The sequence below is a fragment of the Bacillus sp. PS237 genome (assembly GCF_037963345.1).
Lineage (GTDB): Bacteria > Bacillota > Bacilli > Bacillales > Bacillaceae > Bacillus > Bacillus subtilis.
Window position 1 is genome coordinate 2950391 of sequence record NZ_CP150156.1, and the last position, 25869, is coordinate 2976259.

Here is a 25869-nt window from a genome sequence, read left to right on the forward strand (position 1 = left end):
TTTCTTTACGCCTTTTTATTGGCTTTGAGCTGTTCTTCACGTTTTCTTAATTCCACTCGTCTGATTTTTGCAGAAGCCGTTTTCGGCAGGCTTTCCACAAATTCAATTTCTCTAGGATATTTGTATGGAGCGGTAATCGTCTTCACATGGTTTTGCAGCATTTTGACAAGCTCATCACTGCGTTTTTCATGATTTTGCAGGACAACATATGCCTTTACGATGGAGCCTCTGATTTCATCAGGGCTTGCGACAACAGCACATTCTTTTACTTCTGGGTGCTTAACAAGCGCGTCTTCCACCTCGAAAGGCCCGATCGTATAGCCGGAGCTGATAATAATATCGTCATTTCGGCTTTCAAACCAGAAGTAACCTTCCTCATCTTTTCTTGCTCTGTCTCCCGTTAGGAAATAATCGCCGCGAATTTGTGTTTTCATTCTTTCCGGATCTTTAAAATACTCTTTAAAGAGCGCAGGCGTACTGAGGTGAACAGCGATATCGCCAACCTCACCAGGTTTGCAGATTTCACCGTCTTCATTTATGATCTCCACCTGATTTCCCGGTGTCGGTTTTCCCATGCTTCCCGGTTTAATAGGCGTATCTTTCAAAACACCAACCAAAAGCGTGCTTTCTGTTTGGCCATATCCGTCCCGTACCTTAATGCCAAAGTGCTTTTGGAAAACATCAATGACTTCACGGTTGAGCGGCTCACCTGCGGAAACAGCGCTGTGCAGGGCAGAAAGATCAAAGCGTTTCAAGCCTTCAACCTTCGCCATTAAGCGGTATTCTGTCGGAGTGCAGCAGAAAACATTGATTTTGTAGCGATTTAAAAGCTCTAGATATTTTTCTGCTTTGAATCTGCCGTGGTACACAAAACCGGTTGCTCCGCTGCCAAGCACCGCTAAAAACGGACTCCATACCCACTTTTGCCAGCCAGGGGCAGCAGTTGCCCAGACGATATCCTTTTCAGAAATGTCAAGCCAAGCGCCGGCAGAAGTTTTTAAATGAGCAAATGCCCATCCATGTGTATGTACAACACCTTTCGGCTGACCTGTTGTCCCGGATGTATAAGATAAGAAAGCCATATCATCTCTTGTTGTGTCAGCTGTTTTAAATTGGCTTCCGTCCGCTTCAATTGATAAGAGGTTTTTCCAGCCGGCATCATTTTCACCAATAGACAGTGTAATCAGTTTGTCAGCCGTACTGACATCCCGGAAAGCGCCAATAAATTCGGAGTAGACGATAGCGCCTTTTACCTCTGCATGTTCAATCCGGTATTCAAGATCTTTCGCGCGAAGCATTTCGGAGCACGGAATGACAACCATTCCTGATTTCAGGATAGCCAAATAAACAGCATAGGCTTCAAGCACCCGCGGAACCATTACAATCAGCTTGTCTCCCTTTTTAAATCCAAGATCAGCTAAGGCCGCTCCGATTTTATTTGTTTCTTCCATCAGCTTTTCATACGACCAAGATTCTTGCTTGCCCGACTCGTCCTCCCAAAGAAGAGCGGTTTTTTGTCCAGCAGCACTGAACTTTTCCATTTCATTCACTAAATTATATTGCACAGGGGCAATTAAATCTTCACGTTTTAACACGAACAACTCCTCACTTTCTCCACCCATTATACATAAATACAGGCTCTTTCCGTAAGGATATGCCTAAAAGCAACCTCTGTAAACATAGATTTTATAGGCCGCTGGTCCTTTTTTATATGTAAAAAATGAAAAAGAGTGGGGATACCCCCACTCCTAAGCCATTATGTGAAATTGTAAATTAGAATTGTCCTCCGCCCATGTTTTGTTGAGCAAAAGATACAAGACGTTTTGTGATCTCTCCTCCAACAGAACCGTTAGCGCGAGAAGTTGTGTCTGCTCCAAGGTTTACACCGAATTCAGAAGCGATTTCTAATTTCATTTGGTCGATCGCTTGAGCAGCTCCTGGTACTAAAAGGTTGTTGCTGTTACCTGAGTTATTGTTAGCCATGTGTCTCACCTCCTTGTGAGTATAGAATGTGTCAAAACACATGGCTTCATTCAGAAAAACTTTGGTAATTGTATACAGGAGCTGAAAATTGATTTAAAAGAGTTCAGCGAATTTATCGTTAGCTTCTTGTTCGCTATAAAGGGTCATTGTCTCAATGTTATCTACCGCTTCTTGAATATACGGCTCGAAATCAACAAAGCTTTCAAAGTGTTCAATTTTCTCTTTTTTAGGGCGTGTTTTCGGGCTTGGCGGTGTAAAGATCGTGCAGCAGTCTTCAAACGGCTGAATACTTGTCTCATATGTGCCAATTTCCCGTGATTTTTCGATGATTTCTGTTTTGTCCATGGCGATTAGCGGACGCAAAATCGGTGTTGACGTCACCGCATTAATTGCATACATGCTTTCAAGCGTTTGGCTCGCTACCTGACCGAGGCTTTCTCCCGTAATAATGGCAAGCCCGTTTCTCTTTTCTCTGATTCTGTCGGCTATCTGAAGCATGAGGCGGCGGGTTGCCGTCATTGTGTAATTTTCAGGAATTTGTTTTTGGATGAGCTCTTGCGTTTTTGTAAATGGAACAATATGAAGTGTCATGCTTCCCCCAAAACGGGACAGACATTTCGCCAGATCCATTACCTTTTGCTTTGCGCGCTCGCTTGTGTATGGCGGGCTGAAGAAATGAACAGCTTCTACCGACAATCCCCGTTTCATCGCATAAAAACCGGCCACAGGGCTGTCAAAACCGCCAGAAAGCATCAGCATCGCTTTTCCTGCTGAACCAACTGGCAGCCCGCCTGCACCTTTTTCATCACGAATTGTCAAAAATGTTGCTTCTTCCCTGATTTCGATTCTGAGCGGGATGTCTGGGTTGCGAACATCGACCGTCAATCCTTCTGTATTTCGCAAAATATGGCCGCCGATTTCAGCGTTCATCTGGTTTGTATCTAATTCAAATTGCTTATACGCTCTCTTTGTCGCGACTTTAAACGTATCACCTGGTTTATACTGATCTTTGATAGCCTTTAGTGCGGTTGCCTTAATATCATCAAGGCGGCTGTCACACTTAATTGCCAGGCTGAAGCTTTGAATCCCAAACACTTGCTTTAAATGAGGAAAAAGAGCCTCAGGATCCTCTCCATTTAATGTAATCGTCATACGATCCCTGTTGGAAAAGTATTTTAAATTCGGATAGTCTTTCAAAACGAGTCTGATGTTTTGTTTTAAGCGCTCAATAAAGCTTTTTCTGTTTTTGCCTTTGGTCGAAATTTCCCCAAAACGAATTAATATATGATCGTAATTCATGTTCTACCTCATCATTTCCCTTAATTTTTTGATGCCAGGACGAAGCGCGTTCATAAACGGTTCTGCCACATCGCTTGTCTGGCTGTAATTTAAACTGATTCTGATGCTGCTTCCGGCAATCTGCTCTCCTTTGCCCATCTCTAAGAGAACCTTGCTGGGCTTATGTTCTTTTGCCGAGCAAGCCGATGTTGTGGAGACGAATATATCCTGTTCCTCAAGCATGTGTAAAAGCACTTCCGCTTTAATCCCCGGTACAGAGAAATTAATAATGTGCGGCGCGCTATTCATTTGAGGCGTGTTGATAACGACGCCCTCAATTTCACTCAGCCTATTCATAAACAATTCCTTTACGGCAGTCATCGTGTCAAGCCGTGTGTCAAAATCAGCAGAGGCCAGATTAATGGCCTTGGCAAGCGAAACCGCACCAGCAGTATGTTCTGTTCCGGCCCGTATGCCTTTTTGCTGAGAGCCTCCCGTTATGAGCGGAATAAGGCGTGTTCCTTCTTTTACAATAAGTGCGCCTGTCCCCTTTAGGCCGTGAAATTTATGCCCCGAAATTGAACATAGATCAATGCCGGCCTTTTCAATTGCCAAGGGCACTTTATAGATGCCCTGCACATAATCGACGTGAAACAAAATGTTCGAATGCTCTTTCAGCACTTCTCCTGCCGCTTCAATCGGCTGCACGGAACCGACTTCATTGTTCACATGCATCATGCTGACAAGCACGGTATCGGGACGGATGGCTGCTTTTAGATCTTCAATAGAAACAAATCCGTCTTCATTCACAGAAAGATAAGTGATATCAAACCCGAACAACTCTTTCAGCTGTTCTAACGATTCCGTAACGGATGGATGTTCAATAGAAGTGGCAATGATATGTTTGCCTGTTTTTATCTTTGACAAAGCCGCTCCTTTTAAAGCCGCATTATTGGCTTCTGTGGCGCCTGACGTAAATACAATATCATATTTTTTTAGGCCTAAGGACCTTTTGATTTGATTTTTGGCTGCTTGAAGCAGCTGTTCCGTTTCGGCTCCATATCGGTGCAAAGATGAAGGATTGCCAAAGTATCGGCTGCTCGTCTGTTCATATACGTTCAAGACTTCATCGTAAGGCTTCGTCGTTGAACTATTATCTAAATATATCATCTTTTTTACTCCTTTATGAAAGCGGTACAAGGTATGATATTTATGTTACCATAACAAAATTTAATAGAAAATTACGAAAAACTAGTATTGACTTCTAATTTTTTTACCATATAATAAGATTTGTTCGTTTCGTCATATTATCTGACAATTAATTGACAGAATATTTTAACATAATTATTAGGAGGATTTTTTTCATGAAACACTCACTGCCTGTCAAAGATACCATTATTATTGGTTTCATGCTATTTGCGTTATTCTTTGGAGCAGGAAATATGATTTATCCGCCGGAACTTGGACAAGCAGCCGGACACAACGTCTGGAAGGCCATCGGCGGATTTTTACTGACAGGGGTAGGCCTGCCGCTTCTCGGCATTATCGCCATCGCATTAACCGGTAAGGACGCTAAAGGCCTTGCTGACAAAGCGCACCCTGTTTTCGGCACAATCTTTACTGTCGTGCTTTATTTATCAATCGGACCATTATTCGCCATCCCGAGAACAGGAACTGTTTCATATGAAATTGGCGCTGTTCCGTTTTTGACTGGTGTACCAGAAAGACTTTCTTTATTAATATTTACACTTATCTTTTTCGGCGTTACGTACTATTTAGCGTTAAACCCATCTAAGGTTGTGGATCGAGTCGGAAAAATTCTGACTCCCATCAAATTCACAATTATTTTAATCATTGTTCTCAAAGCCATCTTCACGCCGATGGGCGGATTGGGCGCCGTGACAGAAGCATATAAAGGAACACCGGTTTTTAAAGGATTTTTAGAAGGCTATAAAACAATGGACGCACTTGCTTCAATTGTATTTGGCGTTGTCGTTGTAAATGCTGTAAAAAGCAAAGGCGTTACACAGTCTAAAGCTCTTGCTGCAGCCTGCATTAAAGCAGGTGTGATTGCCGCTTTAGGCCTGACTTTCATTTATGTATCCCTTGCTTATTTAGGTGCAACAAGCACAAATGCCATTGGTCCTGTTGGTGAAGGAGCTAAAATTTTATCTGCGTCTTCCCATTATTTATTCGGTTCATTGGGCAACATCGTACTCGGAGCAGCGATTACAGTCGCATGTTTAACAACAAGCATCGGCCTTGTCACATCTTGCGGCCAATATTTTTCAAAACTTATTCCGGCATTATCATATAAAATTGTCGTTACGATTGTCACGTTATTCAGCTTGATCATTGCGAATTTCGGACTCGCGCAAATTATCGCGTTTTCTGTTCCTATTTTATCAGCTATCTATCCGCTTGCCATTGTCATTATCGTTCTTTCCTTCATCGATAAGATCTTTAAAGAAAGACGCGAAGTGTACATCGCATGCTTGATCGGTACAGGACTTTTCAGTATTTTAGACGGTATCAAAGCAGCCGGTTTTTCACTTGGATCTTTAGATGTGTTTCTAAATGCGAATCTTCCTCTTTACAGCCTCGGCATCGGCTGGGTGCTTCCAGGAATCGTCGGAGCGGTTATCGGCTATGTGCTGACCTTATTCATCGGACCATCCAAACAGCTTAATGAAATAAGTTAATGTCACAGAACGCCTGCGTTATTGCGCAGGCGTTTTGTAATAAAAAAAGAGCCTGCTCATTACACTGCGGGCTCTTTTTCATGGTCGTGATTATCTAAGCGGATATGTCAGCTTTGATTTTTTCAACTGCACCTGGCGCAGCCTTTTCTACAGCGGCAGCGGCAATTTCATAAGAGTCGTCATAATCAAAAGCATAAAAACGTCTTTCCGCTTCTTTCAGCTGTTCAGATAAAATATGATTCTGGCTTCTGAACCGGTTTCCGAACTGAATGATTTTTTCAATGAGGATGACCTGCTCGACAAGTTCCTCTGATTCCCGGCTTGCCCTGTTGACGATATCTTCTGCTTGTTTCAAATGGGCTCCGGCTTCTTCCATATTTAATGGAAGTTCGTTTAGTTGATTGACCGTTTCTTGAATATGATGATGCGCGTTCTCCAGCATCTCTTGAATATGGCTCGGAATGCCTGGAATGTTGCTAGTCTTCAGCAGTCTTGCTGTCTCAGAAATTGTTTTTTTCAAATTGCTGAGCGTCTCCCTCGCCTGAAGCTCTTCTTTTCTCAGCGCTTGCAGATTTTCACGATACTCGGCATGCTCTTTTTTCACTTCTTCAATTTGCTTCTCTATTGAAGCAACTTCTTCTACTAAAAGTGAGTAGGCGACATGCTCTGCATCAAGCTTATCTTTAACGGATGATAGCAGCTTTCCAATTTCATCAAGGCGCTTTTCAAAAGCCTGCTGTTTGCCGAGCTCACCGGCTGTCAGCCTGTAGCTTTCCTTCACCAGCTCAGTTTCCGCTTTCGTATGCTCTTTCTCTTCTTTAAGCTTGTCGTAAGCAATAATCAATTCAGGCATTTTGCTTAGTACGGATTGACCGGCTTCAACTTCGCCCTCCAGCTGCTGATAAACAGATTGAATATTTTCGTCAATGAGCTGCAGGATTGCGGACGCTTCATCAATATCCAGTTCAGTCATCAGGACATGTTCCGCTCGTTTCAGCTGGTTTGACAGATTTTCTAATTCCTTATCAAGCTGGATATGCTCAAGCTTGTACCCTTTTTCTTTCATTTCGCCATAGCCATCCTTGAGCTTTGCAATCTGTCCGGGCACCGTCTGTTTACAGTCAGCTAACAGCTTCGGCACATCATCTATGTATGACTGAAGCCGTTCAAGATTGCGGTCCTGCTCAAGCAGTACTTTTCGTGCAGTAATATAGTTTCCGCCTTCTGTTTCTTCTTCAAATTGTTTGATGCCGCTCCAAATTTCGTCCAGATCCTTTTCAAGGCTGTCATAAAGCTCCCCGTAAAGGTGGCTGTAAGCCAGCAGGTTTTTTCGAGATTTCGAATAGCGCTCCCTCACCTGTTCAATCTCTTCACGGCTCTTTTCCTCACTTGTGACAAGATCGCTGATTTCCCGAAGAATCTTTTCAATGCTTGATTCAGCCGCTGTCAGCAGGTCGTCGATATGAACGAGCACTTGATTGGCCTTTTTAAACCGGTATTTGTCTGCATTTTCCTCGGCATCATAAAGGAGCTCTTCAACTTTCGGCATGTGGGCTGTGACAATCTCATCCCATTCTTCACGCCACTTCTCAAAGAACTCTTCTGTCTGACCCGTCATTTTTAAATGTTTTATTTTAGACATTTCTTCCACGATCGACCGATTCAGAATTTCAATCTTCCACGATTCCAGCCGGTCGATTTCGGCGTAGATTTTTTTCCTGAAAAAGTAGCCTGCCGCAAACAGCGCAAGCAGTACAATTAATAATCCAATGACAAACTCCATAATGAGCCCCCTTGCTGTTTACCTTAATCTGTCAGGGTGTTTTATTTATTCAGAAAGATTTCAGGATATGTATTGAGAAAAACTGTCGTTTTCATTGTTATTATGATACCATGTAACAAACATTTTTTGACCAGAAATCAAAAACTTTTTGTGCAAAATCGGCAGGATTTGACTATTTTTTCATGGGGTGACATCAATGCAAAAGCGAGACGGACATATTCACACACCATTTTGCCCTCACGGCTCCAATGACACACTCAGACAATATGCAGAAGAAGCCTTAAAAAAAGGGTTCGAATCGATTACTTTTACCGAACACGCCCCATTGCCGCCATCTTTTACCGATCCCACGCCGCTGAAAGACAGCGCGATGGCGCAAGCTTCTTTGGAACGCTATATTCATGAAATTTCCGGATTAAAAAAAGAATATCGCGGACAGCTTAGCATACGGACAGGGCTTGAAGTCGATTATATCGCTGAATTTGAAGACGAAATTACATTATTCCTAGACACATACGGGCCATATTTAGATGACAGCATCTTATCCGTTCATTTTTTGCGCACAGACTCTTCCTATCTATGCCTTGATTATGACGAGCATACCTTCAAAGAGCTGATTTCAGCCTGCGGAAGCATTGAAGCGGTATATGAACAATATTACCGGAGTATCTATTCTTCCATTGTAGCATCTCTCGGCGTTTATAAGCCAAAAAGAGTCGGTCACATCACACTCGTCCAAAAATTCATCAAGCTGTTTCCATACAGCATGTCAGAGCATATTCGCGGCCTCGTTTCTCTGTGCCTGAATGCCATTGAAGAAAACGGAATGGAGCTCGACTTCAATACTTCCGGCTTAAGAAAAACTTACGCTGGCGGTATTTATATCGAGGATTGGATGCTGAATGAAGCGAAGCAAAAGAAGATCCCGCTTGTGTTTGGGTCTGATGCCCATCAAGCGGGAGATGTCGGATATGCGTATGAGGCGTTTTTGGAACGGTGCTAGTTGGTGAGCGCCACGTCTCCTGTCCGGAAGACGCTTCTGATCCAAATCTTGATTTCTTCAAAATACATTTTATAAAAATACGGCTCGTGCGGCTGCATGTAGAGTACTTCTGAAATATATTGAGGCTGGAGATAGGGCATCATCAAGAGAGATTTTAATTGGAGAATAAAATGAGGCAGCGGCAGCGTTAAATATTCACGCTGTTTTTCTCCTTCCTCAATGATCAGCTGGAAGATATACTTTTCCTTCATTAGATATGTCGACATAATTTCCCTGATTAATGTGGAGTCAATTGTGACTTCCCGGTAGACAAAACGAGTTAATTGACGATGATTATGCTGATAGGATAAAATATCGAAAACCAATTGAAGAAGCTGTTCCTGCGTGCTTTGAGTAGAGATATTGCTTGCCGCTGTTTCAAGCGTTTTGCTGTAGCCTTCGTAAAACTCTGAAACTAAGTGTTCCATCAAGCCTCCTTTGCCTTTAAAATAGTAGGAGATGTGCGCAACATTTACATCAGCTGACTTTGCGATTTCACGGACAGACGTGCCAGAAAATCCTTTTTGGTTAAAAAGCATGACAGCAGATTCAATAATTTTGTCTTTGGTGCTTACTTTCATACGGCTCACTCCTTCCTCTTGATACTATTCAAGCAGAAAGCCGCTGTTCCTGTAAGAACTTATCGACAAATGCCGGCAGAAAAGCCGGAACTTTGTTTTATATTATAGAAAAAGTGAGGGTTTTCCATGTTCCATGTCGAAAAACAATCTGGAGATAAAGAAAAAGACTATCAGCTTCTGCTAAAACAGCTCGAAGCCATGACCGAAGACGAAACAGACCAAATAGCTAACTATGCAAATGCCTCAGCACTGCTGTATCATTCGCTGCCTGAAGTCAACTGGGCGGGTTTCTATTTTGCCAAAGAAGAGGATGGACAGCTTGTGTTAGGTCCGTTCCAAGGCCTGCCGGCATGTGTTCGGATTCCTTTCGGCAGAGGGGTTTGCGGCACAGCGTACGCAAACGGAAAAGTGGAACGTATTGAGGATGTAAACGCGTTTCCGGGACATATCGCCTGCGATGCAGCGTCTCAATCAGAAATTGTGCTTCCGATTCGTGTAGACGGAAAAATTGTCGGCGTCTTGGACATCGACAGCCCAGTGAAAAACCGTTTCGACGAAATTGATGAAAAATACTTAACTCAATTTGCCGAAACGCTAGAAAAAGCGTTAGCGCAGTAATATAAAAGCCCAAAACTGATATCGTTTTGGGCTTTTTTTATTTTATTGAGTCATGAATCATCAAGCGGTTTTTCCCGCTCCGTTTCGCGCTGTAGAGCGCTTCATCTGCCTCATGCACAAGCTCTTTCAGCGACTTTTTTGTTTCTGTCGTCCAGCAGGAGATACCGCAGGAAATGGTTACCTCGGGTTTCGTATTTTTTCTGACCGCGTAAACCAGTCGCTCGGTAATCCGTTTCCCCACTGCAACCGGCACATTTGGCAAATAAATCGCCAGCTCCTCTCCTCCCCAGCGGGCACCGACATCATGCTTTCGGATGTTGCTTTTAATCACTGAAGCGACTTGAATTAAAATCTCGTCCCCAGTCTGATGGCCGTACGTATCATTTACATTTTTAAAATTATCAATATCAACAAGAATAAAAACACCCTTTTGATGGATTTTCATGCTGTATTGAATTTTTTCATCTAAATACGCTCGTGAATACAGTTCAGTCAGCTGATCTGTTTTCACGAGATGCTCAAGGCGGTCGCGAAGCATTGAATTGGTTACAGCCAGTGTCGCGTGATGAATCAGCGCCTGAAACAGCTTGTACATTTCAAATGTAAAAGCGTACAGCTCCTGTTTCAATAAAACCGCAAAGCCTAAAAGCCGGTCGTTTTGAATCATCGGAGCAGCCATCAGCGAGCCGTACCCCGCCTTCCCAAAAACAGACTGGCCATTCCCGATGAAAACCCCTTTTTCACCTTCATACAGCTTTTCTTTCAGCTCATTATAAAAATCTGACGGCTTCGCTTCTTTAAAAAATGCTGTGCTGCCTGGGAGCAATGTTAGGTTTTCAAAATGGTCTATATGAAAAAATCCCACTTCTTCTGCCTGAAACGATTCTGCCATTCTCACAGCCAGATCATTCATTGTATCAGTCAATGTCAGCCGCTGATTCAGGCGTCGTGATGTTTCATTAATCAATTCCAAATTTGCGATGCTTGCTTTGGATTGTTCGTAGAGCTGGGCATTTTCAAACGCTTTTCCCGCGGCGTTTGCTAACAGCGACATTTCATCAAGGCAGGCATCAGTAAGAAAGCTGTCACCCGTTCCTTCAGCCTTCAACACCCCGTATGTGCCCTGCTGTCCTTTGATCGGAATATAGGCGACAGATTCATTTTTCCGCAAAATGTCTCCGGACAAATACACTTTGAGCGCAAAGGAATCGGATTTTTCCCCTTCCATATACAGCTCTTTTGCAGGAATCCCTAAACATTGGTCTTGATCGTGCGATATAAATAAAGAAAACTCAAAAAGAGAAAATGTGCTTGTCAAGCTTTCTAAAAGCTGCTTCAGCACATCTGTCTGATCAAGCAGTGAATGGAACAGCTCTGTCATTTTGTATATCTTTTTTTGGTAGATCGTTTTGTTATAGAGTCTTTCCTGTTTCATCGACTGGTTTAAAAATGAAGCAACCACGTCCGGAAGCCCTTCAGGAATCTCTTCATCCTGCCTGCACGCAAGATGGAAACGCCTGCCGGAGCCGTCCTCAATCAGATAACATGAAGCGTTTATTTTTGAAGCGGAAAAACGCGCTTCACCATCTGCCAGTTTTGTCACAAAGTCTGATGGTGACGGTGTAAGCGAAACACAAAGGGTTGAAAAATAGGTTTGAATAGCCGAAGTCAGCCATATGAAAGAGTCGGTGAATGTGACTTTTTCAGATTTGGTTAATAAAAAATCGAGCATATGATAATGAAAGGCGGATAATTGATCTTTAGTTTGTTCTACCATGTTTTTATCACCTAAAAGTTTACCACTAATTTTTGTTTATTATATCATAAACGGTGAAGCAATAATGGAGGAATGGTTGACTTCAAAACAAATAAATTATATAATGACCTTTGTGTGAAATATTGCAGCCTTTTTGTTCAGCTTCTATGTTTTCATTTTGTTCCTTATCAATAAGGTGTATCGTGTAACTCTCTGCTGCTGGAGCGAGGATACATGAAAACAAAATGTGCATGGTCGAATAGAGCAGACGGTTTTTATTTTCCACAAAAATAAAACCAAAGGAGGAGTCACATTATGGCTCGCTATACAGGTCCATCTTGGAAACTGTCCCGCCGTCTAGGAATCTCTCTTAGCGGTACAGGAAAAGAATTAGAAAAACGCCCTTACGCTCCAGGTCCACACGGCCCAGGACAACGTAAAAAATTATCAGAATACGGTTTGCAATTGCAAGAAAAGCAAAAGCTTCGTCACATGTACGGTGTAAACGAACGTCAATTCCGCACTTTGTTTGACAAAGCTGGCAAACTAGCTGGTAAACACGGTGAAAACTTCATGATTCTTTTAGATTCTCGTCTTGATAACGTTGTGTACAAGCTAGGTTTAGCACGTACTCGCCGTCAAGCTCGCCAATTGGTTAACCACGGTCACATTCTTGTAGACGGAAGCCGCGTTGACATCCCGTCTTACCTAGTGAAACCTGGTCAAACAATCGGTGTTCGCGAAAAATCAAGAAACCTTTCTATCATCAAAGAATCTGTTGAAGTGAACAACTTCGTTCCTGAATACCTTACTTTCGACGCTGAAAAGCTTGAAGGTACTTTCACTCGTCTTCCTGAGCGTTCTGAACTTGCTCCGGAAATTAACGAAGCGCTTATCGTTGAGTTCTACTCTCGTTAATCGTTTTAAAAACCCCTGCCGCTATGCGGTCGGGGTTTTTTTATCGGCTTTCGCCTCTTGCTGGCCAACACTATCTTGCGCCTGCTGCTCCCAATGATCCCGCTGCAGCCGTTCTTTTGCAATCGTACACATGAGATTCACGCTTTAGCGCTCCTTTCATTTAAAAGGTGGTGATTGGTCGTGTTTGCCCTATCTAATATACTCTTTTCCTTTCATTCCTATGCGGTAAACAAAAAGATCCTTTGCCTTCAGTGGCAAAGGATCTTTTTCTTATTTATACGTCACAAGGAAGTATTTTTTCTTCCCGCGGCGCAGAACAGTAAATTGGTTTTCGATGCGGTCTTCACCTGATAGGGTATAATTTATTTCCGTCTGGCGTTCACCGTTAATGTAAACAGCTCCGTTTTGGATGTCTTCACGCGCTTGGCGTTTAGAAGGAGATAATTTAGATTGCACCAACACATCTACAAGTGAAAGCTCTTGGGTGCTGTCAACTTCCATAGAAGGAACATCTTTAAAGCCTACTTTTACGTCTTGAGCAGAAAGCTCTTTAATATTGCCGCTGAACAGCGCTTGGGAGATGTTGATGGCTTGCTCCAGCGCCTCGCGTCCGTGAACAAGTGATGTCACTTCTTCTGCCAGGCGTTTTTGCGCTTCACGTTTTTCTGGCGCCGTTTCTGTTTTTTCAGCGTATGCTTCAATTTCCTCTTTTGAAAGGAACGTGAAGTATTTCAAGTATTTGACAACGTCACGGTCGTCTGTGTTGATCCAGAATTGATAGAATTCATATGGCGATGTTTTTTCTTTATCAAGCCAGATCGCGCCGCCTTCCGTTTTTCCGAACTTCGTGCCGTCTGCTTTTGTGACAAGCGGAATCGTTAGGCCAAACGCTTTTGCTCCTTCTTCTTCTGATTTTCTGATCAGTTCAAGACCCGCTGTGATGTTGCCCCACTGATCGCTTCCGCCGATTTGCAGTTTACAGTTTTTGTCTCTGTAAAGATTTAAGAAATCATAAGATTGAAGAATCATGTAGCTGAATTCCGTGTACGAGATGCCGGATTCAATTCTTGAGCTGACCGTATCTTTTGCCAGCATGTAATTGATGCCGAAATTTTTACCAACGTCACGAAGGAAATCGATCACATTCATTTTGCCGATCCAGTCAAAGTTGTTCGCGATGACAGCTGGGTTTTCTGCTGCTTCAAAATCTAGAAATCTGGACAGCTGGTTTTTGATTTTTTGGGACCATTCGGATACGATGTCAGCAGTGTTTAATGTACGCTCTGCTTTTTTTCCGCTTGGATCACCGATGAGGCCCGTCGCGCCGCCCACAAGCGCAATCGGATGATGCCCTGCAAGCTGAAAACGGCGAAGTGTTAAAATAGGCAGCAGGTGTCCGATATGCAAGCTGTCTGCTGTAGGGTCAAAGCCTGAGTACAAGCGGATTTTTTCTTCATTCAGCTGTTTATTTAACCCTTCTTCATCTGTCATTTGCTGAATCAATCCGCGGAAGGATAAGTCTTCAAGTAAGTTAGTCATAAGATAAAGCTCCTTTTTTAATTAAAATAAAAAACGCCCCTTCGTTTACACGAAGGGACGATTGATTATCGCGGTACCACCCTACTAATAAGAGAATGCAAACATTCGTCTTATCACTTTGCCTGATAACGGATCAGGTCCGTTCTTTCACTACTGAAAGCCTGGCCGGCTTTGTTTGCAAAAGCGGTTCATGAGTGTATTCGATATATCCGTCTGTGCTGATTTTCACCGGCCATCAGCTCTCTGGAACGTAAGGATATTCTACTTGTCTCAATCTTTACCTTTTCATATGAAGCTATATCATTTTTAACATAAATAAAATCCTGTGTCAACGCCGCCTTTTAATCCTCCATTGTTGACAGATCTCCAGCCGGCAGATTAAGCTCCCATGCCTTCAGCACGCGCCTCATGATCTTTCCGCTTCTGGTTTTCGGAAGCTTATCTTTAAATTCGATCTCACGCGGAGCCGCATGGGCTGCAAGACCCTGCTTTACAAATAGGCGGATCTCTTCTTTCAGTTTATCAGACGGCTCAAATCCTTCCCTGAGTGCAATAAAGGCTTTAATGATTTCTCCACGCACCGGGTCAGGCTTTCCGATAACGCCTGCTTCTGCAATAGCCGGATGTTCGACAAGCTTGCTTTCCACTTCAAATGGGCCGACGCGCTCACCGGAGGTCATGATGACGTCATCAACTCTGCCTTGGAACCAAAAGTATCCCTCTTCATCCATGTAAGCAGAATCCCCAGACACATACCAGCCGCCCGGCATGAAATACGATTCATACTTTTCAGGGTTATTCCAAATGGTATGCATCATGGAAGGCCAGCCCTTTTTGATGGCGAGATTGCCCATTCGGTACGGCGGTAGCTCGTTGCCTTGATTGTCAACGATCGCTGCCTCCACTCCTGGAATCGGCTTACCCATTGAACCCGGTTTAATATCCATGCAAGGATAGTTGCAGATGAGCTGACTGCCCGTTTCGGTCATCCACCAGGTATCATGGATTCGTTTGTTAAAAACTTTATGTCCCCATCTGATGACTTCCGGATTTAGCGGCTCACCGACACTGAGCACATGCCGGAGTGAAGTTAGATCATATTTCGCAGCCATTTCATCTCCCGCTCCCATCAGCATCCGAAAAGCTGTCGGCGCGCTGTACCAGACATTGACGCCAAGCTGTTCAATCGTTCCATACCAGCTTTCCGGGCTGAAACGTCCGCCGACGATGACATTTGTCGCTCCGTTCAGCCACGGTGCAAAAATGCCGTATACCGTACCTGTCACCCAGCCTGGATCAGCCGTGCACCAATAAATGTCTTCTTCCTTTAAATCAAGGACCCACTTTCCTGTTTGATATTGCTGAATCATCGCTTCATGGACATGCAACACGCCCTTTGGCGTACCAGTGGAACCTGATGTATAGTGAAGCAGAAAGCCGTCTTTTTTATCCATCCATTCGATATCCAATCTTGTGCTTTCCTGTTTCGCTGCTTCATCATAATTGATGATATTCGTGCCGCTCTCAGCCTCTCCCCCGACTACGAAGACATGCTGCAAGTGAGGCAGTTTGTCTACCGGTATTCTCTCCAGCAGCTCAGGCGTTGTGACAACAACCTTTGCCTCACTGTTTTCAAGCCGGTCTTTCACCGCTCCCTCCATAAATGCTTCGAACAGCGGCCCGGCGATGGCGCCAATTTTGATTGCGCCAAGCATAATAAAATAAAGCTCGGGTGATCTCGGCATAAAAATAAAAACGCGGTCCCCTTTTTCCACATTTCCATACCGTCTCAGCACATTCCCGGCTCTGTTTGATTCTTCCTTCATTTCTTTAAATGTGTATTTTTCATCCCTTTTTGCGTCTTTATAATAAAGCGCTACTTTGTTTTTTCGAAACGATTCGGCATGGCGGTCAATCGCTTCATACGCCGCATTCAGTTTCCCTGTCTCATGCCAAGAGAAATGTTTCTCTGCCTCGGCCCAATCAAAATGCCGGTACGTTTCTTCATAGTTTTTTAAGTTATGATCCCCCTCTATTGCTGGTAACGCTTTCAAGTTCATGCCCAAACATCCCCCTTTGCTGAAGTTGTCACAATTATTATAGTATATATTCATATTCTTCTCAATTTTTAAAATATAAACCATGTTGAAAACGCTTTATAATTTGGTATTCTTAAAGAAGGCATGTATTTTTGATAAGAATTGATGGGACGGTGAATTAGTGGAACATCATAAAACATACCATTCAGCAAACATCAAAACAGCAACCGGCTCTTTACTGATAGAAGGGCCTGTCTCTCCAGAGGATTTGGCAGGTTATGAGTTTCATAAAGATTTAACCGCATTTCGCCCGCCTCGCGAGCAGCATGAAGCGCTAGTCGACATTGCAGGCCTTCCCGAAGGGCGCATTATTATTGCCAGAGACGGCCGAACCATTGTCGGCTATGTCACGTATTTATATCCTGACCCGCTCGAAAGATGGTCTGAAGGAAATATGGAGGATTTGATTGAGCTCGGAGCCATCGAAGTAGCGCCGGACTATCGGGGATGCGCTGTCGGAAAGACGCTCCTGACCGTCAGCATGATGGATGAACAAATGGAAAACTACATTGTGATGACGACAGAATATTACTGGCATTGGGATTTAAAAGGGATGAAAAAAGATGTGTGGGAATACAGAAAGATCATGGAAAAGATGATGAATGCAGGCGGATTGGTCTGGTTTGCAACGGATGAGCCGGAGATCAGCTCCCACCCTGCAAACTGTCTGATGGCCCGCATTGGAAAAAACGTCAGCCAAGAATCAATTGAGCAATTTGACAGGCTCCGTTTTTATCATCGTTATATGTATTAACTGACACTGACAAAGGGGAAAAAATAATGATTGTTGAGCAAATCATGAAAAGAGATGTCATTACATTAACGAAGACGGATACGCTTGAAACAGCAATATGCAAACTGAAGGAATTCCATATCAGGCATCTGCCTGTTGTAGATGAAGAACGACACGTGATCGGCATGATTACAGACAGGGACATGAAACAGGCCAGCCCGAGTATTTTTGAAGAAAACAAACGAAGCCTATTTCTCACACGAAGCGTAGATTCAATTATGAAAAAGGATGTTGTCTGCGCCCACCCGTTAGATTTTGTCGAAGAAATATCAGCCGTGTTCTACGAGCATGGCATCGGCTGCCTACCAGTGGTACACCATCAAAAATTAATAGGCATTTTAACAAAAACCGATTTGCTGCGGACGTTTGTCAAATTGACAGGCGCTGACCAGCCGGGCTCGCAAATTGAGATAAAAGTAAACGACATCACCAAAAGCCTCGCTGAGATCAGCAGTCTTTGCCAAGACCTTCAAGTGAAAATATTAAGCGTGCTTGTTTATCCGCATGACGATCCCGGTGTAAAAGTGCTTGTCTTCCGTGTAAAAACGATGAATCCGCTGCCGTTTTTGCAGGCATTACAAAGAAATGGACACCACGTCGTATGGCCGTCAGAGCAAAGGGATCTGCTATGAGAGACAGTGTATTTATCTATTCTCCATCCTACCAAACCTATATGTTTCATCAGGAGCATCCCTTTAATCAGCAGCGGGTTCTGTTAACATATGATTTGCTTAAGACGATCAATGCCTTTGATGATGGAGACATTGTCACCCCCAGACTCGCTTCAGAAGAGGAGCTTTCCCTTGTCCACACGGACGATTACATTCAGGCCGTAAAGCTTGCGGGCGCCGGAAAGCTCCCCGCTGAAGAAGGAGAAAGCTACGGGCTCGGCACTGAAGACACACCCGTCTTTGCCGGCATGCACGAAGCGGCATCACTCTTGGTCGGCGGCACTTTAACGGCCGCAGACTGGGTCATGTCAGGACAAGCCCTGCATGCGGCAAACCTTGGCGGAGGGCTTCATCACGGCTTTCGCGGGAGAGCATCAGGATTCTGCATATACAACGACAGCGCTGTGGCTATTCAATATATCCAGAAAAAATATAGCGCCAGAGTGCTTTATATTGATACGGACGCCCACCACGGGGACGGTGTGCAATTTACATTTTACGATAATCCTGACGTATGCACGCTGTCCATTCATGAAACAGGAAGGTATTTATTCCCTGGAACCGGTCAGATCCAAGAAAAAGGAAGCGGAAAAGGATATGGCTATTCCTTTAATATTCCGCTTGACGCTTTTACAGAGGATGATTCTTTTCTTGAGGCTTACCGGACAGCAGCTTCAGAAGTCGCCGCGTATTTCGAGCCCGATGTCATTATCAGCCAAAACGGCGCCGATGCCCATTACTACGACCCGCTGACGCATTTATCAGCAACAATCAATATATACGAAGAAATCCCCCGTCTTGCACACACTTTGGCTCATCAATATTGCGGAGGGAAATGGATTGCAGTCGGAGGCGGCGGATATGATATTTGGCGTGTCGTGCCCCGCGCCTGGGCCAGAATATGGCTTGAAATGAAGGGAATTGACCCGGGTCACGAGATCCCGCCGGAATGGATTGTTAAATGGCAAAAACAATGCCCCGTGGCCCTTCCGTCGAGCTGGAGCGATCCGGCTGATTTATATCCTCCGATTCCCCGCAAGCCTGAAATTACAGAAAAAAATGCCCAAACTGTCAGCAAAGCATTATATGCGATACGTTCTGAACAGCAAAGAACAAAGTAAAAAACGACCTTTACGAAGAGGTCGTTTTTGATTTTTTAATCACTATTTCCACACGCCGATTTTCCTTCATGTGTTCATTTGTCTTGTTATCCTTTACTGGCTTTGTATCCGCATAACCGACAGCAATAAAGCGCTTGGAGGGAAGCTTCTCTTTAGACGTGAAGTATTGAATCACTCCACTTGCCCGTGCTGCTGATAGCTCCCAGTTCGACGGGTATCGGTATGTCGAAATGTTTCGGCTGTCTGTATGTCCCTCAACCTGAATGTCATTTGGAATTGTTTGAAGAAGAACGGCAATTTGGTGAAGAAGTGTTTCGGCATTTTTCAGCACCTTTGCCTCACCTGTATCAAACAGCACAGCCTCCTGAAGAACGAGCACGACACCGCGTTCATCCCGTTTGGCTGTCATTTGGGCCTTCAAATGATTGTCTTTTATATATGTATTTACTTTCTTGAGAAGCTGATCCTGCTGATCCTCTTGCTTCTTCGTATCAGATGGGGATGTATTCTTTTTTTCTATGGATGTTTGGTCCGGCTGAAGCCCGTTGCCTTCCTTCTGGATCGAGTCCACTGCCGCTTTGAATTTTTGCAGATCGATTTGGGACATCGAAAAGAGTAAAATAAAGAACACAAGGATCAAGGTGATCAGATCTGTAAAGGTTACCATCCAGCTGGATGAAGATTGACTGTTTTTTCCGCTTCCATTCCTTCTTTCAAAACGTTCTCTTCTAAGCTTCATGTACAGATCCCTTTTTTGTTTTTACTTGTTTTGGCTGCTTCTGCCATTCTTCCCGTGAGCTGAAAACGACCAGCTGGCTTTCAAGGTTGCGCGGGTTTTTTCCGGATTGAACACCGATAATCCCTTCCACCATTACCTGCTTGATGAAAATTTCACTTTCTGTTTTCTCTTCAAGCTTAGCCGCGATCGGGTTGAAGACCATATTTGCCAGTAATGAACCATATAAAGTCGTCAGAAGCGCAATGGCCATGTTTGGTCCGAGCATATGCGGGTCGTTTAAGTTTTTGAGCATCAGCACAAGCCCGACGAGTGTTCCGATCATTCCCCATGCCGGAGCGAATTCTCCCGCTTTTTCAAAAACTCGCCGCCCTTTTCGGTGCCGTTCCTCCATTGCTGCGATTTCTGAATCCATGACGAGCCGAATCGTTTCTTCATCCCAGCCGTCAATCGCTAAAAGCAGCCCTTTTTTCAAGAATGGATCTTTGATTTCCCGAGCCTGATCATCCAATGATAAAAGCCCGTGTTTTCGCGCGTGATCGGAAAGGGAAACAAAGGTTTTCACAAGATCTTTCACATTGTCTTCCTGGCGGATGAATGCCTGCTTTAACACAGAGGGCGCTTTTTTCAGCTCACTTGGCGGAAAACTGATAAAAACAGCGGCGCAAAGTCCCCCTGTTACGATGAAGAAAGAGGTCAGATCAAGAAAAGAGCGGAAACCGCTTACTCCCGATCCTGAAATAATCCCGATAACAATAATAATCGTTCCTAACACAAATCCAACAGGTGTAAGATAATCAAAACGTTTCATCATTTCTCCCCATGAAAAAAGCAAGAATTCACCATAAAGGTGAAGCTTGCTCTTTGTTTTTCTTATGACTTGGTTGACTTTCTAAGCTCTATACGGTGCGGCAGTTCGACGATATGCTCTTCAACCGGCTCTTTATTCATGAGCTTCGTCAGCAGTCTCATCGCAACGGCGCCGATATCATATGTCGGCTGAACAACTGTTGAAAGCTGAGGACGAACCATGAGGCTTAATCTTGTATTATCAAAACCGATAATGTCGAGATCCTCCGGAATGGATAAGCCCTGATCCTGAGCGGCATGGATAATGCCGAGTGCCATTTCATCAGTTGCAGAAAGAATGGCTGTCGGTTTTTTATCCAGGCTCATCAGATGCTGCAGTGCTTCGAGTCCGGAATCATATGTGTAATCCCCTTCAGCTACAAATTGTTCATTAAACGGAAGGTTCGCTTCTTCAAGCGCACGTTTGTAGCCTTGGAGTTTTTTCGAACGGTTGATCGGTTCTGCCATTGGTCCGGAAACGAACGCGATGTCTGTATGTCCTTTATCAACCAAAAGCTTCACGGCATCATAAATCGCCTGTTCGTAATCGATAGCGACTGACGGTGTTTCCTCCTGCTCTTCTACAGAAGCGGCAAGTACAATCGGCACTGGAGAACGCTTAAATTCCGCCACATGCTCGTCCGTAATGTTTCCGCCCATAAACACGATGCCGTCCACTTGTTTGCCGAGCATTGTGTTTAACAAGTGCAGCTCTTTCTCCATGTTTTGGTCAGAGTTGCTCAAAATAATATTGTATTTATACATTGTCGCGATATCTTCAATTCCGCGCGCAAGCTCTGAATAGAAAATGCTTGAGATATCGGGAATGATGACACCTACAGTTGTTGTTTTTTTACTTGCCAGCCCTCTTGCCACCGCGTTTGGACGGTAACCGAGACGTTCAATGGCTTCCAAGACTTTTTTCCTCGTTGTCGGTTTTACATTCGGGTTGCCGTTCACGACACGGGAAACGGTTGCCATGCTTACATTAGCTTCTCTCGCTACATCGTAGATCGTAATATTGCTCATCCTAAAACCACTCCTTTTACTGGATACACTTATCCTTATCTATAGCATAAACACTTTATGTAGAGAAATGTCATAATGTCCGAATTTATGTCGTTTATGATTTGTAAGCGTAAGTCAGTAGTGTACATTATTTTTCATTATTCATCAAATTTAATTACTTCTCATGAAATTATACACGTTTTTATAGATGATGAAAACGTATACTTGGTTTTTATAACTAAATAAACGAGAAAGCATAAAAAAAGGCCGCAGGCGCGGCCTTTTGGATTGTTCAATTAAGCGTTGACTTTCACCATTGGCTTCAGTTCATTCAGCCATTTTTCGAATTCAGGAATCGCCATTTGCTGAGCAGAGTCAGAAAGTGCGACTGACGGATCAGGGTGAACCTCAGCCATTACGCCATCAGCACCGATCGCTAAAGCGGCTTTAGCTGTCGGAAGCAAGAGGTCACGGCGGCCTGTTGAATGCGTAACATCAACAAAGACTGGCAAATGCGTTTCTTGTTTCAAAATCGGCACAGCTGAAATATCCAGCGTGTTTCTCGTTGCTGTTTCATATGTTCTGATTCCGCGCTCACAAAGGATAATTTGGTCATTTCCTTGTGACATGATGTATTCAGCAGCATTGATGAATTCAGAGATCGTTGCAGCAAGACCGCGCTTCAGAAGCACTGGCTTTTTCACGGCGCCGGCCGCTTTCAGCAATTCGAAGTTTTGCATGTTGCGCGCTCCGATTTGAATGACATCAATGTAGTCCAGCGCTTCTTCGATATGAGCCGGAGTTACGATTTCACTGATAACCGCCAGATCAAATTCATCCGCTACACGTTTTAAAATTTGAAGGCCTTCAACACCAAGCCCTTGGAAATCGTATGGGCTCGTACGAGGCTTAAAGGCTCCACCGCGCAAAATTTTAATCCCTTGTTTTTTCGCAGCTGCAGCGACTTCAGCTACCTGCTCATAGCTCTCTACCGCACATGGGCCGACAATGAATCTTTGCTGGCCGTCTCCGATTTTTTCGCCTTTGATATCAACAATTGTATCTTCAGGTTTTTTCTTGCGGGAGACAAGCAGCGCTTTGCTGTGATCTTCTTCCTGAAGCTCTAAACCGGCTTTGAATATCTCTTTAAAAATGTGCTGGATGGTTGAATTTTCGAACGGCCCGTCATTGTTTTCAATGATATTGTTTAACATTGTGCGTTCTCTGACAGGGTCAAATCGGTTGACACCCTGTGCTTCCTTCGCTTTACCGATCTCTTTTACAACATTGCCGCGTTCGTTGATTAATTTTAAAATTTGTAGGTTTAATTCGTCTGCTTTCTGCCTTAAAAGCTCTAACTCTGTGTTGCTCATTTTTTTCATCCTTTCCCTGCACATTCATTTTTTATTTTGTAGTTATCATGCATCTTACTATAAGTAATTCCAAATGGAAATACTGAAATACAAAAAATTTTATAAAAACTCTACTTTATTACCCAAACGCTTTTAAGTGATAAAGTAATCTATGAAGCTATCCTACATGATGTGAGGGCAATGTTCAAGGGTTTTTTACAAAAAAAAGCGCCAGATGATATCTGGACGCTTTTTTCTATGACAAATGCTGCTCAATAGCGGCTTCTGTAATTTGTGAATGTGAGGTATGCCATTTCACTTCACCGTTCTGGATGATGAATATCTGAGGGCTTTCATGCTTGACCCCATATGTTTCTGCAATGAAATTGGACAGCGGCCGGGCTTCTTGTACTTGAAGATAGTAAGCCGGCACATCCTCATGCTGATTTGCAAAGGCATCAAACTCATGAAATGCTGCCTGGCTGATCGGGCATGTGGTGCTGTGTTTCAAGAAGACGAAAACGCCTTCCTGTTCTGCAATCCGTTTAAATTCTTCCTCAGATTGAATAAGCTGTTTAGCCATGACTCAAGCTCTTCCTTCCCTGCTCAGCGATTCAACTGCTCAGCCTGTTTTTGTGCATCTTTCAGTTCGTCTTTTACATCTTCTTTCGTCTGGAGGACTTGATCTTTTGTTTCATCAGCTGCCTGCATCGCTTCTTCCCTCATATCTTGCATTGCAGTCGATGAATCCGTTTTGTCAGATTTGGAACGGTCTCTCAAATCCTTTACCTTGTTCATGATCTGTCCAGACTGATCCGCTACAAGCTGTGTGATGTTGGAAGTTTTGTCTTTTGCGATGCTGACATATTGCGTGCCTTTTTCCTTCGCATCTGCCGTCATTTTATCAGTTTTGTCCCGTAAGGCAACAGCCTGGCTGCCGAGATCGTCGCGAAGTTCTTTGCCTGATTTAGGCGCTAGAAAAAGAGCTGTAGTGGCACCGATGATTCCCCCGATTAAAGTTCCGATTAAAAAATCTTTACTATTAATTCCATCTTTGCTCATCATTATTCCTCCTCTTAGTATTTTTTTCTCTTACAGGGCTGATTTTTTCTTTTGCTTCCATTTCTCCCAAATTTCCATTGCTGCTTGACTCCAAGTGACAACTTGATTGATCTTATCTTGATTCTCTCTAACTGATGCCGATACAGACCCTGCCGCTTGTTTCATGGATGTATTGAACTGCTGTACAGAAGCTCCCACTCCTTGAACAGCATGAACGACCGTGTTCAGCTTTTCTGATTTTTCCTGAATATCTTCAGCCAGGCGGTTGGTCTTATGTAAAAGCTCGGCTGTTTCAGTTGTGATGCCCTTCATTTGTCCCTCCAGCCCTTCAAGAGTGGATGCGACGTTTTTTAGTGTCAGCTGCAGTGACTTCAATGTTTTAGACAAGTAGATCACTAATACGAGAAATGCAACTGCGATGAGTGCAACGCTCAAATAAAGAATAATAATCATCTCAAACCTCCTTGCTGCAGGATATACTGCTGTTTACCCGTTTTCTTCAATCATAAACATGTGTACTGGGCTGTATACATACTATTCTCCGTTATGTAAGAAAATCCTTTAATAAGCTTTCCCATCAGATAAATAAAAAGCAGTGAGATCACTGCTTTTTATTATGCCATGACGTTTTCGTAGGCTCTCATATATTTTTGGATATCTCCTGCTCCCATGAAGATGAGAACGGCTTTATCATGAGCTTTTAAAACAGATGTGTCATCTTCTTCAATCAGCTTGGCATTATGAATTTTTCCCTGGAGATCACCGATCGTCAGCTTTCCGGCATTCTCACGGGCTGAGCCGAAAATATCGCATAAATACACACAGTCGGCGCCGCTCAGGCTTTCTGCAAATTCGTCAAGGAACTGCTGCGTCCGGGTAAATGTATGAGGCTGGAATACCGCGACAATTTCCCGATCAGGATACTTCTGTCTTGCCGCCTCGATTGTCACTTTTATTTCTGTCGGATGATGGGCATAGTCATCAATCAGCACTTGATCCCCAAGCTGCTTCTCATTGAATCTGCGTTTGACGCCCCCAAAGGATTTGAGAGCATGCTTAATGATGCTGGAATCAATTTCTTCATAATGGCATAACGCAATGACCGCCAATGAGTTTAATACATTGTGGTGGCCGTACGCAGGAATATAAAACGTATCATAGAACGTATTGCGGACAAAGACATCAAAAGTTGTCCCTTCCGTGCTTTTTACGATGTTTCTGGCTTGAAAATCATTTTCTTCCCCCGTGCCATAATACACAACCGGGACGTTCGCATGGATTTTCGGCAGATGCTCATCGTCTCCGCAGGCAATAATGCCTTTGTTGACTTGAAGAGCCATCTCTTGGAAAGCGTCAAATACATCGTCAATGCTTGAGAAGTAATCAGGGTGATCAAAATCAATATTCGTCATAATCGCATAATCTGGCTGATAGCTTAAGAAATGGCGGCGGTATTCGCACGCTTCAAACACAAAGTATTCGCTGTTTTCATTTCCCTGGCCTGTTCCGTCTCCGATTAAGAAAGACGTCGGTTTTGCGTTTTGGATCACGTGAGCCAGCAGACCCGTAGTCGACGTTTTGCCGTGTGCGCCCGTAACGGCAACACTCGTGAATTTTTTCATGTAGTCGCCTAAAAACTTATGATAACGTATCACCGGAATTCCCTCAGACATCGCTTTTTCTATTTCAGGATGCGTGTCTGGGAATGCGTTTCCGGCGATGACTGTCATGCCGGGTTTAATATTTTCCGCGCTAAAAGGAAGAATCGTAATATTTCTTTTTTCAAGCGCTGTTTGCGTAAAAATAAATTTTTCGATATCCGATCCTTGGACAGTATATCCATTATCATGAAGTATTTGGGCAAGCGGACTCATACCGGTCCCTTTTATTCCAACAAAATGATAAACAGTCATAATTGTACCTCCAACAAACGTCTATCTGTTCCCCAGTATATGACGCTCATTTCAATTTGCGACCG

The 25869-nt window shown here is 43.7% G+C and carries 24 protein-coding genes and 1 other annotated feature; of the genes, 7 read left to right on the top strand and 17 right to left on the bottom strand.

Features of this window, described 5'->3' with window-relative positions; translation table 11 throughout:
- Positions 1-5: 5 nt before the first annotated feature.
- The 4 genes from NST22_RS15385 to NST22_RS15400 all read right to left on the bottom strand — a co-directional run bounded on the left by NST22_RS15385 (position 6) and on the right by NST22_RS15400 (position 4431).
- Positions 6-1595: an acyl--CoA ligase gene (locus NST22_RS15385; RefSeq protein ID WP_003229331.1), complete on the bottom strand. Its 1590-nt coding sequence runs from the start codon at positions 1593-1595 to the stop codon at positions 6-8.
- A gap of 178 nt (positions 1596-1773) precedes the next feature.
- The gene (sspA, locus tag NST22_RS15390; protein WP_003223491.1) at positions 1774-1983 is read right to left on the bottom strand and encodes an alpha type acid-soluble spore protein SspA; all 210 of its coding nucleotides are present in this window, start codon (positions 1981-1983) and stop codon (positions 1774-1776) included.
- A gap of 93 nt (positions 1984-2076) precedes the next feature.
- Positions 2077-3282: a tRNA uracil 4-sulfurtransferase ThiI gene (thiI, locus tag NST22_RS15395; RefSeq protein ID WP_003229326.1), complete on the bottom strand. Its 1206-nt coding sequence runs from the start codon at positions 3280-3282 to the stop codon at positions 2077-2079.
- 3 nt (positions 3283-3285) lie between these two features.
- Complete coding sequence (locus NST22_RS15400; protein ID WP_004398687.1) at positions 3286-4431, bottom strand: cysteine desulfurase family protein; 1146 nt, start codon at positions 4429-4431, stop codon at positions 3286-3288.
- A gap of 194 nt (positions 4432-4625) precedes the next feature.
- On the opposite strand from NST22_RS15400, the gene brnQ reads away from it, so the two are divergent.
- Positions 4626-5963, top strand: a complete 1338-nt coding sequence (gene brnQ, locus NST22_RS15405; protein WP_003229322.1) for a branched-chain amino acid transport system II carrier protein — start codon at positions 4626-4628, stop codon at positions 5961-5963.
- A 94-nt stretch (positions 5964-6057) separates the two neighbouring features.
- Here brnQ and ezrA read toward each other — a convergent pair whose 3' ends face one another.
- Positions 6058-7746, bottom strand: coding sequence for a septation ring formation regulator EzrA (gene ezrA / locus NST22_RS15410; protein ID WP_003229320.1), 1689 nt, complete (start codon positions 7744-7746; stop codon positions 6058-6060).
- Positions 7747-7942: 196 nt separating this feature from the next.
- Here ezrA and hisJ point away from each other — a divergent pair, with 196 nt between their 5' ends.
- The gene (hisJ, locus tag NST22_RS15415; protein ID WP_003229318.1) at positions 7943-8749 is read left to right on the top strand and encodes a histidinol-phosphatase HisJ; all 807 of its coding nucleotides are present in this window, start codon (positions 7943-7945) and stop codon (positions 8747-8749) included.
- Here the strand turns inward: hisJ and refZ are convergent.
- Positions 8746-9369, bottom strand: coding sequence for a transcriptional regulator RefZ (refZ, locus tag NST22_RS15420; protein ID WP_003229313.1), 624 nt, complete (start codon positions 9367-9369; stop codon positions 8746-8748). The genes hisJ and refZ overlap by 4 nt on opposite strands.
- A 126-nt stretch (positions 9370-9495) precedes the next feature.
- On the opposite strand from refZ, the gene NST22_RS15425 reads away from it, so the two are divergent.
- Positions 9496-9987, top strand: a complete 492-nt coding sequence (locus tag NST22_RS15425) for a GAF domain-containing protein (protein WP_003229311.1) — start codon at positions 9496-9498, stop codon at positions 9985-9987.
- A 37-nt stretch (positions 9988-10024) separates the two neighbouring features.
- Here the strand turns inward: NST22_RS15425 and NST22_RS15430 are convergent, their stop codons facing one another.
- Positions 10025-11764, bottom strand: a complete 1740-nt coding sequence (locus tag NST22_RS15430) for a diguanylate cyclase (protein WP_003229309.1) — start codon at positions 11762-11764, stop codon at positions 10025-10027.
- Positions 11765-12058: 294 nt separating this feature from the next.
- On the opposite strand from NST22_RS15430, the gene rpsD reads away from it, so the two are divergent.
- Entirely contained in the window at positions 12059-12661 is a 603-nt protein-coding gene (gene rpsD, locus NST22_RS15435; protein WP_003229304.1) for a 30S ribosomal protein S4, read from the top strand.
- A 270-nt stretch (positions 12662-12931) separates the two neighbouring features.
- Here the strand turns inward: rpsD and tyrS are convergent, their stop codons facing one another.
- The gene (gene tyrS, locus NST22_RS15440) at positions 12932-14200 is read right to left on the bottom strand and encodes a tyrosine--tRNA ligase (protein ID WP_003229300.1); all 1269 of its coding nucleotides are present in this window, start codon (positions 14198-14200) and stop codon (positions 12932-12934) included.
- Positions 14201-14250: 50 nt separating this feature from the next.
- Positions 14251-14487: a binding site (T-box leader), on the bottom strand.
- 54 nt (positions 14488-14541) lie between these two features.
- The gene (acsA, locus tag NST22_RS15445) at positions 14542-16260 is read right to left on the bottom strand and encodes an acetate--CoA ligase (protein ID WP_004399030.1); all 1719 of its coding nucleotides are present in this window, start codon (positions 16258-16260) and stop codon (positions 14542-14544) included.
- A 160-nt stretch (positions 16261-16420) separates the two neighbouring features.
- On the opposite strand from acsA, the gene acuA reads away from it, so the two are divergent.
- Genes acuA through NST22_RS15460 form a run of 3 tightly spaced genes read left to right on the top strand, consistent with a single transcriptional unit; the run spans position 16421 to position 18884 of the window.
- Positions 16421-17053 carry an acetoin utilization protein acetyltransferase AcuA gene (acuA, locus tag NST22_RS15450; protein ID WP_003229296.1) on the top strand — a complete coding sequence of 211 codons (633 nt, stop codon included), beginning with the start codon at positions 16421-16423 and terminating at the stop codon, positions 17051-17053.
- A gap of 26 nt (positions 17054-17079) precedes the next feature.
- Positions 17080-17724: an acetoin utilization AcuB family protein gene (locus tag NST22_RS15455; RefSeq protein WP_003229294.1), complete on the top strand. Its 645-nt coding sequence runs from the start codon at positions 17080-17082 to the stop codon at positions 17722-17724.
- The gene (locus NST22_RS15460; RefSeq protein WP_004398517.1) at positions 17721-18884 is read left to right on the top strand and encodes an acetoin utilization protein AcuC; all 1164 of its coding nucleotides are present in this window, start codon (positions 17721-17723) and stop codon (positions 18882-18884) included. Before NST22_RS15455 ends, NST22_RS15460 begins: the two co-directional genes overlap by 4 nt.
- 10 nt (positions 18885-18894) lie before the next feature.
- Here NST22_RS15460 and motS read toward each other — a convergent pair whose 3' ends face one another.
- The 8 genes from motS to murC all read right to left on the bottom strand — a co-directional run bounded on the left by motS (position 18895) and on the right by murC (position 25804).
- Positions 18895-19623, bottom strand: a complete 729-nt coding sequence (motS, locus tag NST22_RS15465) for a flagellar motor protein MotS (RefSeq protein WP_003229290.1) — start codon at positions 19621-19623, stop codon at positions 18895-18897.
- On the bottom strand, positions 19613-20431 hold the full coding sequence (gene motP / locus NST22_RS15470; protein ID WP_004398692.1) for a flagellar motor protein MotP: 819 nt from the start codon (positions 20429-20431) through the stop codon (positions 19613-19615). The genes motS and motP overlap by 11 nt, the downstream gene beginning before the upstream one ends.
- 62 nt (positions 20432-20493) lie before the next feature.
- Positions 20494-21498 carry a catabolite control protein A gene (gene ccpA / locus NST22_RS15475; RefSeq protein ID WP_003229285.1) on the bottom strand — a complete coding sequence of 335 codons (1005 nt, stop codon included), beginning with the start codon at positions 21496-21498 and terminating at the stop codon, positions 20494-20496.
- 275 nt (positions 21499-21773) lie between these two features.
- The gene (locus tag NST22_RS15480) at positions 21774-22850 is read right to left on the bottom strand and encodes a bifunctional 3-deoxy-7-phosphoheptulonate synthase/chorismate mutase (protein ID WP_003223454.1); all 1077 of its coding nucleotides are present in this window, start codon (positions 22848-22850) and stop codon (positions 21774-21776) included.
- A gap of 235 nt (positions 22851-23085) precedes the next feature.
- Entirely contained in the window at positions 23086-23412 is a 327-nt protein-coding gene (ytxJ, locus tag NST22_RS15485) for a bacillithiol system redox-active protein YtxJ (protein ID WP_003229280.1), read from the bottom strand.
- 23 nt (positions 23413-23435) lie between these two features.
- A complete protein-coding gene (locus NST22_RS15490) occupies positions 23436-23891 on the bottom strand; it encodes a YtxH domain-containing protein (RefSeq protein ID WP_004398549.1) in 456 nt (151 codons plus the stop codon).
- 30 nt (positions 23892-23921) lie between these two features.
- Complete coding sequence (locus tag NST22_RS15495; RefSeq protein WP_003229276.1) at positions 23922-24344, bottom strand: DUF948 domain-containing protein; 423 nt, start codon at positions 24342-24344, stop codon at positions 23922-23924.
- A 161-nt stretch (positions 24345-24505) separates the two neighbouring features.
- Positions 24506-25804: a UDP-N-acetylmuramate--L-alanine ligase gene (gene murC / locus NST22_RS15500; RefSeq protein WP_003229274.1), complete on the bottom strand. Its 1299-nt coding sequence runs from the start codon at positions 25802-25804 to the stop codon at positions 24506-24508.
- Positions 25805-25869: the final 65 nt, after the last annotated feature.

What these genes read in the sequence shown, in the direction of transcription:
- sspA (WP_003223491.1), bottom strand. Translation starts at nt 1,983, where the DNA reads ATGGCTAACAATAACTCAGGTAACAGCAACAACCTTTTAGTACCAGGA.
- thiI (WP_003229326.1), bottom strand. Translation starts at nt 3,282, where the DNA reads ATGAATTACGATCATATATTAATTCGTTTTGGGGAAATTTCGACCAAA.
- NST22_RS15400 (WP_004398687.1), bottom strand. Translation starts at nt 4,431, where the DNA reads ATGATATATTTAGATAATAGTTCAACGACGAAGCCTTACGATGAAGTC.
- brnQ (WP_003229322.1), top strand. Translation starts at nt 4,626, where the DNA reads ATGAAACACTCACTGCCTGTCAAAGATACCATTATTATTGGTTTCATG.
- ezrA (WP_003229320.1), bottom strand. Translation starts at nt 7,746, where the DNA reads ATGGAGTTTGTCATTGGATTATTAATTGTACTGCTTGCGCTGTTTGCG.
- hisJ (WP_003229318.1), top strand. Translation starts at nt 7,943, where the DNA reads ATGCAAAAGCGAGACGGACATATTCACACACCATTTTGCCCTCACGGC.
- refZ (WP_003229313.1), bottom strand. Translation starts at nt 9,369, where the DNA reads ATGAAAGTAAGCACCAAAGACAAAATTATTGAATCTGCTGTCATGCTT.
- NST22_RS15425 (WP_003229311.1), top strand. Translation starts at nt 9,496, where the DNA reads ATGTTCCATGTCGAAAAACAATCTGGAGATAAAGAAAAAGACTATCAG.
- NST22_RS15430 (WP_003229309.1), bottom strand. Translation starts at nt 11,764, where the DNA reads ATGGTAGAACAAACTAAAGATCAATTATCCGCCTTTCATTATCATATG.
- rpsD (WP_003229304.1), top strand. Translation starts at nt 12,059, where the DNA reads ATGGCTCGCTATACAGGTCCATCTTGGAAACTGTCCCGCCGTCTAGGA.
- tyrS (WP_003229300.1), bottom strand. Translation starts at nt 14,200, where the DNA reads ATGACTAACTTACTTGAAGACTTATCCTTCCGCGGATTGATTCAGCAA.
- acsA (WP_004399030.1), bottom strand. Translation starts at nt 16,260, where the DNA reads ATGAACTTGAAAGCGTTACCAGCAATAGAGGGGGATCATAACTTAAAA.
- NST22_RS15455 (WP_003229294.1), top strand. Translation starts at nt 17,080, where the DNA reads ATGATTGTTGAGCAAATCATGAAAAGAGATGTCATTACATTAACGAAG.
- NST22_RS15460 (WP_004398517.1), top strand. Translation starts at nt 17,721, where the DNA reads ATGAGAGACAGTGTATTTATCTATTCTCCATCCTACCAAACCTATATG.
- motS (WP_003229290.1), bottom strand. Translation starts at nt 19,623, where the DNA reads ATGAAGCTTAGAAGAGAACGTTTTGAAAGAAGGAATGGAAGCGGAAAA.
- motP (WP_004398692.1), bottom strand. Translation starts at nt 20,431, where the DNA reads ATGAAACGTTTTGATTATCTTACACCTGTTGGATTTGTGTTAGGAACG.
- ccpA (WP_003229285.1), bottom strand. Translation starts at nt 21,498, where the DNA reads ATGAGCAATATTACGATCTACGATGTAGCGAGAGAAGCTAATGTAAGC.
- NST22_RS15480 (WP_003223454.1), bottom strand. Translation starts at nt 22,850, where the DNA reads ATGAGCAACACAGAGTTAGAGCTTTTAAGGCAGAAAGCAGACGAATTA.
- ytxJ (WP_003229280.1), bottom strand. Translation starts at nt 23,412, where the DNA reads ATGGCTAAACAGCTTATTCAATCTGAGGAAGAATTTAAACGGATTGCA.
- NST22_RS15490 (WP_004398549.1), bottom strand. Translation starts at nt 23,891, where the DNA reads ATGAGCAAAGATGGAATTAATAGTAAAGATTTTTTAATCGGAACTTTA.
- NST22_RS15495 (WP_003229276.1), bottom strand. Translation starts at nt 24,344, where the DNA reads ATGATTATTATTCTTTATTTGAGCGTTGCACTCATCGCAGTTGCATTT.
- murC (WP_003229274.1), bottom strand. Translation starts at nt 25,804, where the DNA reads ATGACTGTTTATCATTTTGTTGGAATAAAAGGGACCGGTATGAGTCCG.